Annotated in this window: 13 protein-coding genes; 5 read left to right on the top strand and 8 right to left on the bottom strand. The window is 49.6% G+C overall.

The window, feature by feature from the left end; genetic code table 11:
- Position 1: 1 nt before the first annotated feature.
- Both P5704_027115 and P5704_027110 read right to left on the bottom strand, forming a co-directional pair.
- A complete protein-coding gene (locus tag P5704_027115; GenBank protein WOF81571.1) occupies positions 2-1057 on the bottom strand; it encodes a tellurite-like stress resistance cysteine protease StiP in 1056 nt (351 codons plus the stop codon).
- Positions 1058-1063: 6 nt separating this feature from the next.
- Positions 1064-1933, bottom strand: a complete 870-nt coding sequence (locus tag P5704_027110; protein WOF81570.1) for a hypothetical protein — start codon at positions 1931-1933, stop codon at positions 1064-1066.
- Positions 1934-2110: 177 nt separating this feature from the next.
- Between P5704_027110 and P5704_027105 the strand changes: the two genes are divergently transcribed.
- The 4 genes from P5704_027105 to P5704_027090 all read left to right on the top strand — a co-directional run bounded on the left by P5704_027105 (position 2111) and on the right by P5704_027090 (position 4484).
- Entirely contained in the window at positions 2111-3310 is a 1200-nt protein-coding gene (locus tag P5704_027105) for a hypothetical protein (protein WOF81569.1), read from the top strand.
- A 255-nt stretch (positions 3311-3565) separates the two neighbouring features.
- Positions 3566-3943, top strand: a complete 378-nt coding sequence (locus P5704_027100) for a hypothetical protein (GenBank protein WOF81568.1) — start codon at positions 3566-3568, stop codon at positions 3941-3943.
- A gap of 32 nt (positions 3944-3975) precedes the next feature.
- On the top strand, positions 3976-4206 hold the full coding sequence (locus tag P5704_027095; GenBank protein ID WOF81567.1) for a hypothetical protein: 231 nt from the start codon (positions 3976-3978) through the stop codon (positions 4204-4206).
- Positions 4203-4484, top strand: a complete 282-nt coding sequence (locus P5704_027090) for a hypothetical protein (GenBank protein WOF81566.1) — start codon at positions 4203-4205, stop codon at positions 4482-4484. Before P5704_027095 ends, P5704_027090 begins: the two co-directional genes overlap by 4 nt.
- A 519-nt stretch (positions 4485-5003) precedes the next feature.
- Here the strand turns inward: P5704_027090 and P5704_027085 are convergent.
- Genes P5704_027085 through P5704_027070 form a run of 4 tightly spaced genes read right to left on the bottom strand, consistent with a single transcriptional unit; the run spans position 5004 to position 11295 of the window.
- Positions 5004-6389, bottom strand: a complete 1386-nt coding sequence (locus P5704_027085) for a TolC family protein (GenBank protein ID WOF81565.1) — start codon at positions 6387-6389, stop codon at positions 5004-5006.
- A gap of 6 nt (positions 6390-6395) precedes the next feature.
- On the bottom strand, positions 6396-7085 hold the full coding sequence (locus tag P5704_027080) for a hypothetical protein (protein WOF81564.1): 690 nt from the start codon (positions 7083-7085) through the stop codon (positions 6396-6398).
- A gap of 2 nt (positions 7086-7087) precedes the next feature.
- Positions 7088-10186, bottom strand: coding sequence for a multidrug efflux RND transporter permease subunit (locus P5704_027075; GenBank protein WOF81563.1), 3099 nt, complete (start codon positions 10184-10186; stop codon positions 7088-7090).
- Positions 10183-11295 (bottom strand): efflux RND transporter periplasmic adaptor subunit, encoded by a 1113-nt coding sequence (locus tag P5704_027070; protein WOF81562.1) that lies wholly within the window; start codon positions 11293-11295, stop codon positions 10183-10185. Before P5704_027070 ends, P5704_027075 begins: the two co-directional genes overlap by 4 nt.
- A gap of 168 nt (positions 11296-11463) precedes the next feature.
- On the opposite strand from P5704_027070, the gene P5704_027065 reads away from it, so the two are divergent.
- Positions 11464-12258: a hypothetical protein gene (locus tag P5704_027065; GenBank protein WOF81561.1), complete on the top strand. Its 795-nt coding sequence runs from the start codon at positions 11464-11466 to the stop codon at positions 12256-12258.
- A gap of 92 nt (positions 12259-12350) precedes the next feature.
- Here the strand turns inward: P5704_027065 and P5704_027060 are convergent, their stop codons facing one another.
- Both P5704_027060 and P5704_027055 read right to left on the bottom strand, forming a co-directional pair.
- Positions 12351-17804, bottom strand: coding sequence for a hypothetical protein (locus tag P5704_027060; protein WOF81560.1), 5454 nt, complete (start codon positions 17802-17804; stop codon positions 12351-12353).
- 3 nt (positions 17805-17807) lie between these two features.
- The gene (locus P5704_027055) at positions 17808-18479 is read right to left on the bottom strand and encodes a hypothetical protein (protein WOF81559.1); all 672 of its coding nucleotides are present in this window, start codon (positions 18477-18479) and stop codon (positions 17808-17810) included.
- Positions 18480-18522: the final 43 nt, after the last annotated feature.

Here is an 18522-nt window from a genome sequence, read left to right as displayed (position 1 = left end):
GTCAACGCACCAGCGTACAGGCTTGATAAGGCATGTGGCGGTCTACCTTGATTGGCACATCCTTCTCACGCGCCAGTTCCAAGAGATGCTGAACCGCTGGAGCGCATTCATCCTTGACCATCAACAGCATGGGTTTTTTGCGCAAGAAAAGACGGCTGGATTCGCCAACGCCTGGCTTGATGCGGCTGTGGCCAGCTAGTTCCCATTCCTTGCTGACCTTATCAAGAAACGCCTGCATTTGGCGATTAGCCTCACTCGCAGGCATCACCGGCCCAATGGATGAGCGTTCACGCATCGCTGCCTTGATTCGCAGGGTCATCACCTCCACGAAGTGACGGCTGACGTCCATATCTTCCATGTAGTCCAGGTAGGCGGCAGCATGGATTGTAGGGGCCTCAGGGGAGCCTCGATAGATCGTACGAGACACCAGTCCGCAGAGAGGGCCACTGAGTAGAGCGCTCGGCACGAGAACATCCTCACGCGTCGCCGCATGCTCGGCTACCCCAGCAATATCACTCAGCACGAACAGTTCATCACGAAAAGCCCCATGCTTGGCCGATAGGGTTTTAAGCGCCTCGGACAGTTCACGACGCACCACCCCTTTACCTGTCCAGCCATCAATAAAGATCAACTGCGAAGGCGCATAGCCAAGGCTCAGAATATGCTCAATGGCAACTTCGTCAAATCCCTTACCCTGAACGATGGATACGCTGAAGTGTGGCGCTTCGACATCCATCATTGCCAAGCAACGCTTGAGTAGCACACCCGTTGGCGTACCAGCACGCACCAGCGACACAAGCACGGGCTTTGACTCAAGCCCTGCAATTGTCTTTGCAAGCTGGATAACCATTTCGGCCATATGATTGCCGAAGCGCAAGACCTGATCATTGAAGAGCGCCATTTCAGAAGCCGAAGGCGCCTGCTCCTTGCTGATCAGCTCGTTGTAATGAGTGCCCTGATCAATCAAGGCCTGGCGATCTTCTCGCGACAGGTAATTGGGCTCGACTCGCTCAAGCAGGACGGTGACATCATCAGGCTCAAAGGTATGGGGGAACATTGATCGTTACTCGTAGGAATTGGTGGTAAATGGCATCACTTGATCAGGCATTAGCATGGTGGAGATTTGCGATAGGCCAGGTGCAAGCCAGAAGTGGGCCATTTGCATGAATGGCAGATCGGACATCGAGTCACCTGAAGCGAGGACAAGATCTGTGCAGCCCTTTTCTTCGCGCGCCAGCTCGAAACGCTCATCTTTCAGGCCTTCATCGAAAGCGCTCATCAGTCGCTCAACCGCAAGGAACTTGCTCACGTAGCTTGGCCACATGGCAAATGTACCTTCCGATTCATGATAGAAGTATTCACCCTGGCATTCGTCCAAGAACTGCTTGCAGGCAGCCCTGACCACATCCACGGGGATCTGGCACTCGGTGTTCTTTTCAGTCTGCTGCGCCAAGAAGTAGAACGGCACGTCCTTATCTTCATGGCAGAAATTAAGGTTGTACGAAAGCCTGCCGTCATACTCGCACAGGTGGTCATTAAGCGTTTTTTGAAATTGGTCGAAATCGACCTGCAATCCAAGCGACAGACTTCGGGCCTTCGCCAGATAGGGCTCAGACCATTCCTCGATGATCTGCCACTCTCCCATCTTGTGACGATACAGCATCGTCATGCCGAGGTCGGTCAGGGCAAGATTGTGCTCCTGATTCGTACTCCAGCCGGTGACGCGCATCATCTGCTCTGGTGTACGCGCTGTGACTGCCACGCAGAAGGCGTTACGCATCATGAGCTGCATGAGCGCAAGCTGAGCCTTGGTGGCGTAGCAATGAGGTTTTCCCGTCTTGTTGACGGTCATTGGATACAGACCTCCCGAGTCAACCCGCAAGCTCTGGAACAGGTTGTGGTCAAGATCTGTAAGGAAAAGAATCGGAGACATGTGTGGCTTCCTTGATCGAATGACCGCAACGATACAGTGAAATTGACATCCTGTCAATATTCCTCTTCCGGCCATCTGTGAATTGCATTTGAATACCCTCTATCCTTGCTTACGAATTGGTTTTGATTGACATTTATGGACAATAAAGAACAATAATAAACTATCCGGGAGACAGAAATGACAACATTAAATTCAAAAAAAGATCTGCTCGCATTATTGAATAACGAGCATTTTATTGATCATCTAGCGACACAGAACATTGATGAGTTTGACAGAAAGCGTCACGAACTCGGGAAAATCTCAGGTGGCTATTATGAGTACCCTTGGGATGAAGAAAACTCGGGCATTGAGCTGTTCAGAACCCCAAAGCGGGGTGGAAATTACGGCGGCGACCCATGGGGAACCTGGCTGACTGTCTCAAAGCTGTTCGGTGATCATGAGCTTCCCTACCGGGTTACTGCCAAAGATTACGCTCCCCATGGCACGGAGATGGATCTGGATGAGCATGTCGGGGATTTTAAAACCATCGGTGAGGCCTTGGATCAAGCCTTCTTCATCCATGAGCATGGCAATATCAATCTGCACGTGCTGAACGAGGATGAAGAAAATGGCCGCTACGTAAAAGGCGATAACGAGATCACAACGTCCGAAGACGCTCCCGTCCAGCTGAGTCAGGTAGCCCTTGAGGCTAATAGGCTCGCGAGCGCGCTTCTTGCGACCCACCGTCTGCACCAGCAAGCGATGGAAAACGAGGCAGAGCTTAACAGGCAGATGCTCAAGAAGGCCTGGTCGGTGGCAATGACCGTTGAAGAGGCAAAGCCAATCATTGCTGACATCGTCACCCGACTAAAACCACTGATCGATGGTGAGCCTTACAGCGATACAATGCTAACAGCCGCTACCTGTATCAACACACAATTGTTTGGCAACACTGGCAAATTGTTAAGCTGCTATTGCAACGACCTGACGCATCATGCGACCGACATGATCGGCACCGTATTCGTTGCAGTCGAGCGAGAGCCTGGCGTCTTCAGTTTTATCAGTCCAGATGGAGGCACGTTCGATGACATCGAGAGCGCCAAGTCGTCGGTCGTAGCCAAGCTGCATGAGCAGTATGCTGAGGAAAGAGTGGGTGAAAACACTCTTTGGCTTGAAGATGCGCTGTGGGAAGTTCATTTGGACGAGGTCAGCCTTAACCTCGCCGATCCGGTGAAGATTCCAGATTATGATGAGGAGCAAGAACTTTTGATTGAGCACAAGATTGAGAAAGTCGTTGTTTCCGCTGCACTGGATTTCCGGCACGCCCTGCTCGATAAGATGGAGTTCTCTATGAAAGAAGCTGCGCGCAAGGAGCGGTCTTCAGAACTAGCTCTTTAGAGATGAAGAAAGGGGTCTTCATGGCGAGGCCCCTTAAAACAATTTCTATCACCAATCCGATCAAGTCACATGTGCCTGTGGTGCCAGCTCACATGAAATATCATCGACCCTTGCCAATTTTCCCGCATAAATACCTGTTCCAAGAAATATAACTTTAAATTGATTTATTGCCAAATATTCATTTCTTGATTATTGTTATTGACAACCATTATGGTTTTGAATAGCCTCTGCGCAAACATGATAAGGATCAAGACCATGCTCATGCTGCTCAAGCGCTACATCCCCCGCTTTGTATTGATTTTCCTGGCAGGTTTCGTCGCCTGGGGGCTGATAAGCGTTTATACGGACGGGGTGCTACCATGGGCTTCACTCCTCGTGTGGGTCATCGTCACCCTCCTGACCATTCCATACCTGATCTACTGTGACCTGAAGGAGATCAAGAACATGGTGCTGGAGCTTAAATCTGCTCATAGAGGCGACGTCAGCCTGAGTTCTACCCAAGCACTTTCGATGGCTACTGGGAAAATCAGTGAAAAATTCAGCGTTCCCGAGTTCATGGTCAATGCAGCCATCAAGCGAATTGAGGGCCGTCTCGCTAATCGATCATCATCGACCGTCAGAGATCTCGGTTAAAGTCAACGCAATTCGAGGAAGTACGACACCAAATGATCGAGAAACAACAAATTAAACGCCTATTGGCTGCTGCAACACATCAGAACGTGCCAGGTGTTATCGGCGGTGGTGGAATACTCGCCTCCATATTTACGCGAAACTGTGTGTCCATTGAGCTTGAGCTTGTTGGGGCTGCGATAGGTATGGCGCTGGCCTTCTGGTTCGTTGTCCACACCAATCTCAAGTACGAAAATGGGAATATCGCCATGGAGAAAAGCCCATGAAAGGCCTTGAAGACCTAGGGGATGTCAGTGAGACGGAAGTCCTTCTGATGAAGCAACTTGTCTTTAAAATGAGACAAGAAGACGCGCTGAAAGCCAAGCAAAAAGCCCTTCGCCTTAAGGTCTTGCGCGTGGCTCATGAGTACGAGATATGGCTGCAAGAAGAAGGCGTAAGCTCATCGTTCTCGACTTTCATCAACACGTTTGGCTACCAGGAATCAGATGGCAAACAGCTGTTCGAACTGGTGACCCGTGTTCTTGCAGCTGCAACACCATCCTGATGATCAGCGGCTAGCCTGTGGAACCCTCCTCCCTTTGCTAGCCCGCTCAAGAAGCCCATATACCCATGGATTGGGAACCTTCCCAACCGCAGAGTGCATGAAGAAGTGCTGATCCAAAAAACCCGCCAACGATACTGATCGGCTCTTGCCGTACTCGCAACTGACCAGCAGCTCTTTTGACCCACCTGCCGATACCCGTTCAACAAATGCAAGAATCGCATGCGCGTCGCTGACTGCCATAGGGACGTGAGGACTCCCACTCGCTGCCGAGTGCCTGAGATAGAGTCGTTTGTAGACACTTGCGACAAACCCAGGCGCTTGAAGCATGATCCTAGAAGCAGGATGTATCTGATCTCTACTTAAATCATCCGCAACCACAATCAGCAAATTACCTACCTCGTGAGTGCCTCGTGCGGCAAACGGCCTGGAGTCCCCGTTAACAAAAGCGATTCTTGGCCCAGAATGAGCCAGGCTTTTTAGGTCGGGGAAGGCCCCATGCGCACAGGTAGATATCTTCATTTAGAACCCCAAGGCGTTTAGGTAGGCGATCTGTGCAATTTTCTTCTCAAATCCAAGCTTGACCCGGCTTCGCTCGGCCTCATCGTTTGCCTGTTGTGCATCAAGTAGCTGCGAGTAGCCGATCAATCCGCTTTCGTACTGCAAGGACGCCATTCGATAAGCGGCGTTGGCCGCATCAACCTCCTGTTCAAGATGCAGGGTTGTCGCCTCAAGCCGCTCAAGGTCGATCAGGGCCTGATTCACATCATGAAAAGCCGTTTGGATCACCTTCCTGTAGTCAATGACCCGCTCACGTTCTACAGCCTTGGCCTGATCGATCTGAGAGAGCCGCAGGCCGCGATCAAACAACGGGAGATCCAGTGAGTAGCCAAGCGTCCAAAATGAGCTTGTTGGCTGCACCAGCGAGCTTAAATTCCCATTTTGATAGCCGCTTTGTGCGTTGAAGCTGATCGATGGAAACATTGCAGCCCGCGCTACCGCAACATTCAGCCCGGCTGATTCAAGTCTTGCTTCTGCCTGCTTGATGTCACTACGATTAGCCAACATGAGGCTTGGCGTATCTTGCCTTGAAAGCATCAGATCAGATGCTATCGACGTAGATTCTGCTGCAACTGTCAATCCCGGCTTGCCCACCAAGAGCGCCAGCGTTTCTTCAAGCGATTTGCGCTGCGCTTGGAGCGCTACCAGCTGGCGTTTGAAATTTGCCAGATTGGCTTCAGATTGCTTAACCTCAAGCTCAGTTCCAGTGCCGTAACGAAGCTTGTTCTGGTTGATCTGAACCTGGGTCGTGCGCGCTTGAATCTGCTCGCGCATAAACGCCATTTCAGCCTCGACCTGACGCAATACCCAGTATTGTGTGGCCACCTGCCCCCTGACCGACTTTCTGACCATGTCAACGGCAAGGGACATCCCCTGGGCCTCAAGCTCCCTGGATGCAACGGTGTTCGAGAACTTGCCCCACAGATCCAGTTCATAGCGAGCAATGGCGCTTGCTGAATGTGATTGAGCCTGGCTGTAGACCTCATTGCTATGCTGACCTGTCTTTGAGCTTGTGGATCCAACGCCGAGAGTTGGCCAAAGACTTGATCGTGCCGATTTTACGGCAATACTCGCCTGCTCGAATTGCGTGTAAGCCTTGGCAATATCAAGGTTGGAGCCATGAGTGTTATCGGTTGCCATTGCCAGCAGTTCACTGAGCACAGGATCATCGTATTGGTTCGACCAGTTCTGGTAATCCGCTACCAGCGCATCGGCGCTCAAGCTAGCTGCGCGGTATGAGGCTGGCAGCTCAATGTGAGTCGCAGAAGAAGATGGCTTGAGCGCACAGCCACTTGCCATGAGGATCGCCAGCGCCAAAGGCGCCAGCATGGATAATTTGTTTTTCATAAGAGATTATTGTCCGGTCATTTTTTTCATCGTGTCTATGGAATGTTTATCCTGACGCTCCAGCATTGTCTTAGTGAAACGACACCCGGCCCTGCAAGCGTGCATGAACTCCATGACTTGCCTGAATTCATAAGGCAGTGATGAATAAAGTTCTTTCGCTTTTACATAGGTTTTCCTGGCTTTTGAAACTACAAGGTTATCATCGAAACCGTCCAGTTTGCCTTGCTGGGACGCTTGCATTCTGGCAGACATCTTGTAATTGTCGACAAACTGATCTTCTAGGGTGTTGACAGGCCCGTCCTTGAAAAGAACAAGCGACTTCAGTTCATCAACCATGGCCTCAACAATGGGCATCATATCGCCCACCTGCTTGGTCGTTTTGATATTAGGTGCAGCCTCCCACATGGCGCCTAGCACGAGGCGGGAGGCTGTTTTGCCATCAATGACGAGTGCGGCAGCGTCGGCCCCGATTTCGTTCATCTCGATACCGAACTTAACCAGCCGCCGATCCATCGCATTATAAAAATCCCCAACGGTAAGCGTTTCAAAGCTCTCTAGCGCTGGCTCATCAATGAGCATGAACAGATCATCAACGGCTTGGAAACCTTTAAGCCTGCCCCCAAGCCAGGATTCTATTTTAGTAAATTGCCAACTCATGTGCGCTTCGAGTTGAATGACAGCGCGGGATCTGAACATGGTTACTCGCCCCCCTTTGAGGCTTTTTGCTTGGACGAAAAGAAGATGAAGAAAAGCGGAACGAATAATGTGGCAATAAACGTTGAGGCCATCATCCCACCAAACACACCCGTCCCCATGGATTGGCGTGATGCAGCGCCAGCACCGCTAGCAACGGCAAGTGGCACAATGCCCAGGATGAAGGCCAGAGAAGTCATTACAATCGGTCTAAAGCGCAGTTTGGCGGCTTCTAGCGCAGCTTCTGTGACATCCATGCCCTGCTCAACCTTCTGCTGTGCAAACTCGACAATCAGAATGGCGTTCTTTGCTGCAAGACCAATCAAGACAACTAATCCGATCTGGAAGTAAATGTCGTTCGGCATCCCACGCACCAGCAGAGCACCATAAGCACCGAGCAACGCAAACGGAATGGTGATGATCACAACCAGTGGCAATGACCAGCGCTCGTATTGAGCCGCCAAAATCAAGAAGACCATAAGGATGGCAAAGCCGATGGCCATGCTGCCGGATGACCCGCTCTTGAGTTCCTGGTAGGCCTGACCTGTCCATTGGATATGGTAACCCTCTGGCAGTGAATCAGCGGCAAGAGATTCCACTACCCCGATTAGATCTCCAGAGCTCATGCCAGGCTTGCCATTGGCAGTTACCTTGACCGACAGAAAGCCATTGAAGCGCTCAAGCTGCTCAGGCCCATTCACGTAACTGACGTTAACCAGTGATGACATTGGCACAAGCTTGCCCTCAGCGCTTTTGACAAACAGCCTGCTAATGTCTTCAGGGTCATCTCTAAAACCAGCATCAGCCTGAACCTGAACACGGTACGTCTTGCCAGAGCGGTTGAAATCGTTCACGTAAACAGTGCCGATAGTCGACTGCAAGGTCTCGTAAACAGCAGCCAAAGGCACGTCCATGGCGGTTGCACGCGCCTCATCCACCTCGACATACAGTTGTGGAACGTCAGCACGGAAGAACGTATTCACAGAGGCAATGGCTTCATGCTCCTTGAGTTTTCCCATCAGCACATTGAGTTGCTGCGCAATCACCAGTGGATCACCGCTTACGCGATCTTGCAGGTAAAACTCGATGCCGCCTGTTGACCCGATGCCCTGAATGGCTGGCGGGTTGAACACCAGTACCATGCCATCATCCATTCCCATGCCCATACCCATGAGCTTGGGAGCCAGGTCTTGCGCCTTGGCCTCACGCGCTTCCCATGGCTTGAGTCTGATGAATAAAGCGCCAGCGTTTGATTTACTGCCTCCACCAATGAAGTCGAATCCACTGATGCCAAATACACCCTCAATTGCAGGATCATGACTCAGCATCTGGCGGTATTGCTCAAGTACAGCATCGGTTCGTGATTTGCTGGCGCCATCAGGAAGCTGAACAGATCCGATCAGCATGCCCTGGTCTTCAGCTGGCACGAAGCTCTTGGGTAGATTGCTCGAAAGCCATGCAATGCCAAAGATGGTTGCGCCAAACAAGACCAGGCTCAGCACTCGATGCCTGATCAGTTTTTTGACAACAAATACATAGAGCGCAGCGAGCTTTTCAAAACCCTTGTTGAATCCATCAAAGAATCGGTTGGTGGTTTTGACCGGCTTTAAAAACAGGGCGCAAAGCGCTGGCGTGAGCGTTAGCGCCACGATACCTGACAAGGCTACCGAGATGGCCACGGTTACAGCGAACTGCTTATAGAGGGCCCCGGCAATGCCTCCCAGGAACGATACCGGGATAAATACTGCACACAGCACCAGCACGATAGCCACAAGCGCCCCTGATACCTCTTTCATCGCTTCAAACGAAGCGTCTCGGGCGCTCATCATTTTGTCGTGCATCAGTCGCTCGACGTTTTCAATCACCACAATCGCATCATCGACCACGATGCCAATGGCCAAAACCATGGCGAACAATGTCAGGGTATTGATTGAGAAATCCATGGCCCACAGACCTGCTAATGTGCCGACAAGCGAAACCGGTACGGCAATCAGCGGGATCAGGGTGGCGCGCCAGTTCTGAAGGAACAGGAACACCACAATGCTGACCAGCAGCATGGCCTCCATCAGGGTATGAATGACGCTTTCAATAGACGCATTAATGAAGACGGTTGTGTCATAAGCCACGCTGACCTCAATGCCGGAGGGAAAGCCTTCTCTCATTTGAGCCAGTTGAGCCTTGACGGCATCGGCCACCTCTAGCGCATTGGCGCCGGACTGAAGAAAGATACCCATGCCGATAGAAGGCGCGCCGTTGTAAAAAGAGGCTGAATCATAAGACTGAGCACCCAGCTCAATCCTGGCCACATCCTTGACCAGCACGCGACCTTGATCAGCGGACTGGCGAATGACAATGTTTTCAAAGTCCACTGTCTCGGGAAGGCGTCCTTTGGCGATGACTGTGAACGTAAGCTGCTGTCCGGTACTCGAAGGTTCCTGACCGATTTTGCCAACGCTATTTTGATTGTTCTGCGTGCGTACAGCCGCAATGACATCGCTGGCGGTCAAACCAAGATGACTGAGCTTTTGCGGATCAAGCCAAATTCGCATCGAATAATCACGAGCACCGAAGACATTGACATCACCAACGCCCGGCACTCGCTTGATTTCATCAACCATATTCAGCGAAGCGAAATTGCTCAAGAACAAGGTGTCGCGACTAGCATCTGGAGAGTGAACGGCGGTGACCATCAACATGTCATTAGCGCGGTTGCGAACGGACACGCCATTGCGCCTGACCTCTTCAGGTAGTCGTGGCTCCACCATTTTTACGCGGTTATTAACCTCCACCATCGCCATGTCGACATCGGTGCCAATTTCAAATGTGGCCGTCACACTGACCGAGCCATTGGAGGATGCTGATGAGTTGAAGTACAAAAGGCCTTCGACTCCACTGAGTTGCTCCTCAATAGGCGCTGCGACAACCCGAGAACCCGTTTCAGCGGAAGCGCCGGGATAAGTGGCCGAGACAGTTACGGTCGGAGGCGTGATCTTGGGATACTGCGTGACAGGCAGAACACCAAAGGAGACCAGTCCTGCGATCAGGATTACCAGGGACAATACAGTTGCGAAAATCGGCCTGCGGATAAAGAAGCTGGAGTTCATCGTGACACCCCTGCCTGCTGAGCCTCGGCGGGCTTTAGGATTACCTGGGCACCTGGACGAAGCTTCATGTGACCACTGCTGATCACTTGATCACCGGCACTCAAACCCTTCTCGATTACCCAGGAACCAGCATCCCATTCGCTGGCAACAACTGGCCTGATTTGCGCCGTGCCCTCGCTCATTACGTACACATACTGGCCGTCCGCGCCATTCATGACTGTACGCTGTGGAACCTTGACTACACCGTGGCGCATTTTGCCGACGACCGACACCTGTACAAACATGCCGGGTGTAACAGCATGATCGGCATTAGCAAATTCTGCCCGCAGTGTGATGGTGCCGAGGGTCGGATCCACCTCGGATGCCTGGAACGTGATTGGGGCCTCAAAGGCTTTCCCAGACACAGTGAAGGCTAATGCGCCATTGGCCTTGTCATCACCGAACAGCGCCTTGTATTGAGTCTCAGAAACACCAACCTCGACCCACAATGGATCCATTTTGGTGAGCCTTGCTAAAACCGTAGATTGAGCCTGAATCAGATCACCCGGCTGAACATTCGAGACGCCGACAATACCGTCATAAGTTGCCCGTATTTTCGAGTCTGAAAGAAGCTGCCGCTCCTGCTTGAGCATCGTCTGGGCGCTAAGATACTCGGCACGCTTGATTGCCCTGTTGGCTAGAGCGGTATCAAGCTCTTGCTTGCTGATCGCGTTATTGTTGAACAGGTTGAGAACCCGCTGGTACTCAGTGTTTGCCAAATCGAGAGATGCGCGTGCGACCTGCTCATGGGCCAGGGCTTTTTCAACAGAAAGCCTGAAATCGGTTTCATCTAGCTCGAAAAGCACATCCCCTCTTTTAACACGCTGCCCATCCATAGCTTTTCGCTTGGCTAAATAGCCAGAAACCTTCGCACGCATCTCAATTACGGATGAGCTTTTGATTTGACCCATGATGAGGGCATTGGATGCCAATACCTCTGGGCTTGCCTCAAGCACTGTGACGGGCATCGCTGCATGCGCTGGGGGCGCGCTTTGCTTCTGTTCTGCACCGCAGCCTGTGAGAATGACCATTGAAGCTGCAAGAGCCGTGGTCAAAAAGGACACCTTCATACAATTTCCTTAAACATTCGTTAGTGAATGTATGATCGCACAGGATGCTCGATACCTCAATTCATAATGGCGAAATTGACATTGTTTTTACCTATGACCATAATCCGATTATCTATTTTATTTCATTTGAAATAACCAAAACAGTCGTAGCAACCAAAGGTGAATCCCGTGTCAGAATCCATTGAAGAGAAAAAGCCAAATCCCCAGGAAAAGCTGCGGGAGATCATTCGTGGCGAGGTCGATCTTGCGCTGGAACAGAAAGAAGCCAAGCCCGTAAAGAAGCGAGAGCGTGATCACGCGACCACTATCATTTGGAGTGGCGTTGTAGTTTTTGCGCTTACTGGTGCGTTTTGTATGGCATTGGCTGCAATGCAAGTTAAGAACCAGAATAGCGATACTCACACGCCAACAGCCAAAGCGGCATTCAAGGAAATGATCAGTAAACCGGTACTGATGCAGGAAGAACATCCTCTGGAGTTCATTGTTGGTGCCAACGCGGCATTGATGGTCTACACCGACCGCAAAACAGAATCTGCCGAGCTGACAAAAGCCATCGAGATGTTCAGCAAGCGTCGCGACCATGACATTGGTGAAGCCATGGGCGCCGTGCCTAACGAGCAATCCGGAAAACTCCTGGATCGAGAAGCCATGCTTGAGGCCTTTGAGCTGAGCATTGGATATTTGACTGAAGGTGTTGAGGTGAAGGCCTTCGGCCTCCTCAGCTCCGAAAAACAGCCGCTGAGTAAAGACACCAGCATCCGTGAAGAGCGCCTGATCAACAAAATCCAAAACACGATTGCCGGTGTCAACAATCCAGAGGCAATGGTGGGTCAGGTGAAGAAGTTCAATGCAATGTGGACGGATTCTGAGTACTACGGCGAGGAAGATGGAAACCAGGCCCGCGCGAACTACAAGATCATGAGTGAGCGCATCCTCAGGCGCCTGGATAACACCCAGGGTTAACGACCTGGGCTTCAACAAAAAGGCCAGTCTTGTGTGACTGGCCTTTTTCTTTGCCTCGGGTTTGAAACGCTGTAGGTCAGAACCTCATCCCATCAATCCCTTTCATATCGCCCGAAGAACTCGATAGCGCCCTTCCCTGTCGCGTTACCCAGCCATGAGAAGTCGAGCACCTCGCCGCCCTTCATCGTTTCGAACTCCAGGGCATGCCAGGCACCATCCATGTTCAACGACCGCACTTGACCCTGGAAGGTTACGGTTGGATCACTGATCGTATTGGTGTCCACGATGCGATAGAAGAAGCGATGCTGAGTAAAGCCACTATTGAGCGCAACGCTGAACTGTTTTTGAACACCTACGGCATTGTTAAATGAAACCGAACGCAGCGGGATCCTGGCGCAATATGTGCAGTTGGATCCACCTTTCATGGATGTACCTTCGATGTTCATCTCAGCGTTCTTCAAATCAATACACAAGTTGGCCAATGAGCAGGTTCCGTATGGGCTTCCAGTACTGGTATACATCCCACTGGTGCCGGTCGACATGGTGACCGTATACGGCTCATACGAATACCCAATGAACTTATACGGTGAACTGAACTCATGGATGTTGTAATTTTTATTTCCAACTTCATTCAACCAGGTAAGCTTCACTGTGAAATTCTTTTTAGCTGCTGAAGCTAGAAATTCATTAACAATCGAATAACTTGGTGAAGTAAAGCTTATTTTGCCCTCTCCATTTTCAATCACAGACTGCTCTGGAGTGACGTTATCCACAAAGAGTTTCACTGGCCCAATCTCGTTGTGATAGTTTACCGAACCATCCGGCACACTGAAGACTGTAGAGCCATTATTTGCAAGTGGATCTATAACATAAGGAGCGCCATGAGTCGCTTTTGGCACAATAACATTGCCCTGATCATCCATAATTCTAAAGTCGTCATTGGTCATGAGACGAGCATTTAAACTAAACGTTTTCATGACCTTATTGGTAGGGCTAGTGCCTGTTACAACCTTATATTCGTGTACACCGTTATTCGAAAGATCAATCAGGTCAGTGAAGTTAATAACCGTTTGAGTGGAGTTGTTGTGCGACTTCAGCACAACGCCATTATCGTTTACCACGCTAATGTATGGCGAGTTTGATTTGACCTCAAAGTTTGCATAGCACTTTGATTCCCCAGCAGTCAGTAAACACGTATCACCCTTAGGAAAGTCCACAGTATATTCATAGGGCTTGATGTCCACCAAGACCTTGGCTGAAACAATAACTCGATCTGCAACATATGGACAGCCCTCCTTTGTCGCGGCCTGGGTCTCGCAGACAACAATATCTATTTTTCTGGTCGATATATTTGTTGTCAGCAGAGACCCGTTTAGCACGCCAGAAGAAGAACCTGTTATGAATTCCTGACCATCTGCCCAGGCTGCAATGCTATACAATGATTTTCCATCGACCACCTGATTGGTTGGCGTGGCATTGAAATAAAACCTGCAATCACTATTTCCTTCGTAGGACGATACACACTGCCACTCACCACGCTCGTTGAGCGTGTAATTATTGAAAGACGCGTGCTTGCCAAAAGTAGCGGAAGGCGTAATGCCCGTTTTAACGTTGAGTCCTTCAATCTTCCCAATGAGTGGAATATCGCTTTGTTGTAAGCTCGAAGGGCATTCAAGACCATCATAGATGTTCAAAACCGATGAATCAGTATTGATTCTAGCCGTAGCATTTCTGAACGAAGAGTATCTAGTAAGACTGCCAACATTAGAAATTCCACCATTAGAGTCGACAAGGCACATCGAAGCATAAGGCTTCCCATCGCTTAAGGCAGGCGAAGAAGTACCTTTGTAAGCGAAAGTGATTTCGCATCCTTCTTCATAAACCGCTTGATAGCATGAGTTGAAGTAGAATTCTTTATTTACCACCTTGGTGAGCTCAATGGTATTGACCTCAGCTTCTACGATAAGTGTTTGCTCATCGAGCACCTCGAAGTCAGGATCATTCAAGCTTGAATGCGACCCAAGCACGTAGGTGTATGCACCAGCCGATAAGTGGTCTGTGTAGTTTATTACTTCAAAATCTACATACGTGTTAAGAGTGTTTTGCCCCAAAACAGTATCCACCCCTTTCCTGAATAGGTATGCCTTGCGATTTGCTTTAGCCGATATTACAAAATCTTCGGAAGCACCGTAGTTGCGAAGCTTTCGGGGAGCCAGAGTAATCGATCCGGTGTACACAGGCCTTGAGGCAACGAGCGTTCTTTCAGCCACCAGAGGATTATTTTTGGCTGACTCGCCAACGCCGTCATACAACTGAATCAGATGGCTCCCTTCGGCGAGATCAAGTGTTTTCCATATATAGCCACAACTATCGGGCAATCTGTCTGTTGAGCACTTTGCCGAGGAATACTCACTGACAGATCCAAGATAGAACCCATCAAGAAATAGACTGGCAGAGCCTTTAGTAAGCTGTGCAGCAACCTGTGCTTTACAGGTAGTCGCATCCTTGTGAATGAAACACTCCTGGCCTGTGGTAAAAATCCCAGGAAACATGCTATTTAAAGATGGTATCGAGTAGTTATCATTATAATAATACCAAAGCGTGTGCACTCGATTTAGAACTTGATATAAAGACCCATCCAAAACGTTGCGCTGTATATATAATTTTGCTTGAACAGGCGCATAACCATGGTTAATTACAGCTGTATCAATCATTGGATCATTATCTGCCGGCGCATCACCTGCCATTACCATTAATCCGACCATTACATCTTTATCACCTTCATTGATGGTGACCTTATGTATTACACCACCTGTGGTTTTGCCGCTAAATATCGCATCGTTCTGGGCAATAGGTGTAGATAGCTGGCCATTATCCAATCGCTTTACATAAAGCATTGGTTTTCCATTTCCAGTACCAATAGTCGCATCCCTGTCGGCAGTTAAAGGATAACCCGTATTCATGTCAACCAAGCAGGACGGTTCACCATGGTAAGACAAATTACATGAGAAAGAATCCTTAGAAAACGCAGCCTTAACGTTTTCAGGCTTAGTGTACTCATAAGTTACGTTCACCATCCTGCCATGGGCGGCTGGGTACAGTTCGTCGTTTGCGCAAGTTGATGATGATTGATAGTTCTTTATTACAATCCTGGATTCTCTATCAGGATAGAAAGTGCCATTATATTCAATAGCGCCACTTACAGGCCCGGAAATGCCTGCAAAGGATTTTTCTCCTTTTGTTGCAGTCCCATTTAACAAACAAGCAATCGAATTAAAGTTGTCTGAGTCAGTATTGAATGAGTAGTTTATTAAACCTTTTATAACACAATAGGTGGATCCTGGATACAAGGTGCAGCCGAAGTCACCACTATCAGAATAGTCGCGGACATTGAAGCGACTTGGTTTTCCATAAACCTCAAATTGATCATACAAAATTCTGTCATTAAGCTTTGACCCGCCGTTAACAGATCCTGGCACTTTTTCATCATAAAGATAACTGCTAGTGCCAGAAGCAATTATGATTTTTTTAACCTGCTCCTGATCCTTTGGAACGCTGATTGTAATAGCAAAGCTGCCATTTCCATAGGTGTGGCTTTCTATCTGATGGTATACATCATATTTTTCATTCGCTGAAGATAGATAATATGCTGAATATGGCTCTGTCTTTAGGTTTGACAATGTTTTGATGGTGACTATGCAATGCCAGCCCATGTACCTTACCGAGCAAGTATCAATCATGGACGGATCCTTGCTGGCGTAATAATCAATTTTCAGACCCGTAATCTTGGTCTCTGCAAGACTTCCATCGAAATTCTCGCGCCCTTCCTTCAAATAAAATGTATTTTCACCTTCAACCACTGGAACAGATAACACCCTGCTTTCGCTTCCTGCATATCCAGCATATACCATTACACCGTCATGCCTCCAAATACTGACGACAGAAGATGTGCTTGTTATAGCCAGACTAGCAAAACAAGTTTCTTTGTTTGATGGCAAATTACAAGTTGTTGCATTCAGCGGCGCCATAGTTCCCGTATTTTCAAAAAGAGTTCCGGTAACAGATTGCTGCGCGATGGTTTCTGATTGGAGCCAAGGCTTGCTTCTATCAACCGCTTTTAACATGAATGTTTGTGTGGTTGTATTATTTCCGTCGTTTTTAAGCGTTACATTAAATACATCTTCCTTAGGGTAGGAGTGGTTATATAAGCTACTGTAGTCGCTATAATGCTTTCCAGCGCTGTCGATCACTATTCCTTCAACATTGGATTTGAACGAAGCTGGAAGCGTGCAACTGGCACCCTTGTAGGGAAAAACACATTCCCCTTCGATAATGAGTTCGCCATAAGATTTTTGCTTTTCGGCCTTGGCGACGTAAGTTGCCAATAACTGGCTATCGCGCTGAGGGCCTTGTCTAAGGGTGTAGACATTGCCTTGTTCGGTATGCTCCAGGCTGTAAGCAAAATGAGATCCTTCCTGAAGGCGTGTGTCGCCCTTGAACAGATATGCCACAGGCAGGTTTGTCGAGATCGTCGCGGTCGCGCGACACATCGTGTCAGCATATCCGATTGTGCATGGCTCGCCCTGTAGGGCAATTGAGGCTTTGATATCACTCAGCTTCGCTTCCGCTTTGAGTGTCACAAGATCTGTGCCCAACACATTTTCCGGGCGAAGCACTACTCTGTGCGAGCCATAAGGAACCCTAACGACTCCCTTTCCTCCAGCTGATGGTTCTGTTTGGCGCTTATTGTCAACCCAAACCGAAGTGGGCTTTTCCGAAGCCCATGACACTGGGAGGTCGCAGCTTTCTTGGGAGCTTCCAACCAGGCAGGTCGCGCCATCATCAAGCGCCAGCGTGCCTGCATACTGCACGGGCTTTCCTTCGACACTGACAGACGCCATAAGGTTGCCATCGGCGCTTTTCCCCGCCCTCAATTCATAGAGATTCGCAAAAGGCCCGATATCAATCTCAAGATTGCCTGACTTTGTCATGACGTCCTGGATCTTGGTCGGCGAACCTTTTTTTGCAATCCAGATTGAGGCTATTGGCGAATTCGTTTCCCAGCTTACGGCCTGCTTGCAGCTTTTCATTCCATAGGTAATGTCACAAACGCCATCGTTTGGTGTTTTAAGAAGGCCCGTCATTGCGTTCGGGTCATAAATCGCCTTTACATTCGCAGCATCTACAACCTCGCCGTCTTCACCAGCGCCTTTTCGGATGTAGTAATCAAATGATTGATTAAGGCGAACCGTAGCCTGTATCTCCCCACTGTAGCCAGTCGCCAGTCGGTTCCCATCACGCCAAACCGAAACCTGATCAGACATATTGTTATGCCAGCGTAATGGAACCGTACAGTAGGAGTCCTCCGAAGGCAAATAGCAGGTGTAGCCCTGCATGGCGACAAAGAATGCATCCCTGGCTTCTTCCTTGGCAGTCTCCTGTTCGCTCTTGAAATTAAGCTCAGGTACGTGCCGATAAATCCTGAATTCAGCAGATGCCGAGAGGGAAAATAAAGCTACAGCCAACGCGATCAATTTGGTTTTCATACATTACATCCGGTTTGAATCAAGGCGCGACAAGATCTTCTCTTTGGCGCGCTGGGCGTAAAGGTTTTTGGCGTACCGCTGCTCATCTGTTGCCGGGGTTGCCTGGTAATAGGTTGTCCAAAGGTCAATGAAGCTTGATACCTGGGTCAGGATGGCAAGCTTATCCTTTGATTGCGATACGTCCTTCGACAGCTCTGCCAGCACAGACTCCTCAGCCCAGCGGGCCTGTGCGGGCGCTACATCCAGCATCACTGTGTAATGGTTAAATGCATTCAGCAGCGTTTGCGCGTCTTGAAGATCCTGAATATCGAGCTCAATCCGCTTGTCATTGGCCAGGCCCCATGCCTCAGCCGGGCGGCGATGGAGCAAGCCGAAAGCAAAATCCATAGCCACCTCGTCATCCGAAATAGGCTTGGACATCACAGCATTGATGTATCCGATAAGCTTTTGCTTGGTATCGAACTGCACCACGGGTTCATCGGCGCCCCCATTTGTCTTCTGCACCTGCTCAGCTACTGGTGCTGACTTCGGCTCATCAGATAGTGACAGCCGTAAAAAGCAGGATGACGCCACTGCCGAAAACAAGATTGCCGCCAAAATCTTATACAACGATTTTTTCGCGTGCCTGCTTACGATCTCTTCGACTATGTTCGATGCCTTGTTACTCTCGCTCATCAGAAACTCTCAAAAATATGGCCCTACATTCATAAGGCGACCA

Origin of the sequence: Pseudomonas sp. FeN3W (genome assembly GCA_030263805.2) — a bacterium.
In the GTDB taxonomy this organism is placed as follows: Bacteria; Pseudomonadota; Gammaproteobacteria; order Pseudomonadales; family Pseudomonadaceae; genus Stutzerimonas; species Stutzerimonas stutzeri_G.
Note: the sequence above shows the minus strand (reverse complement) of the source record. Positions and strands in the feature narration are given on the sequence as shown.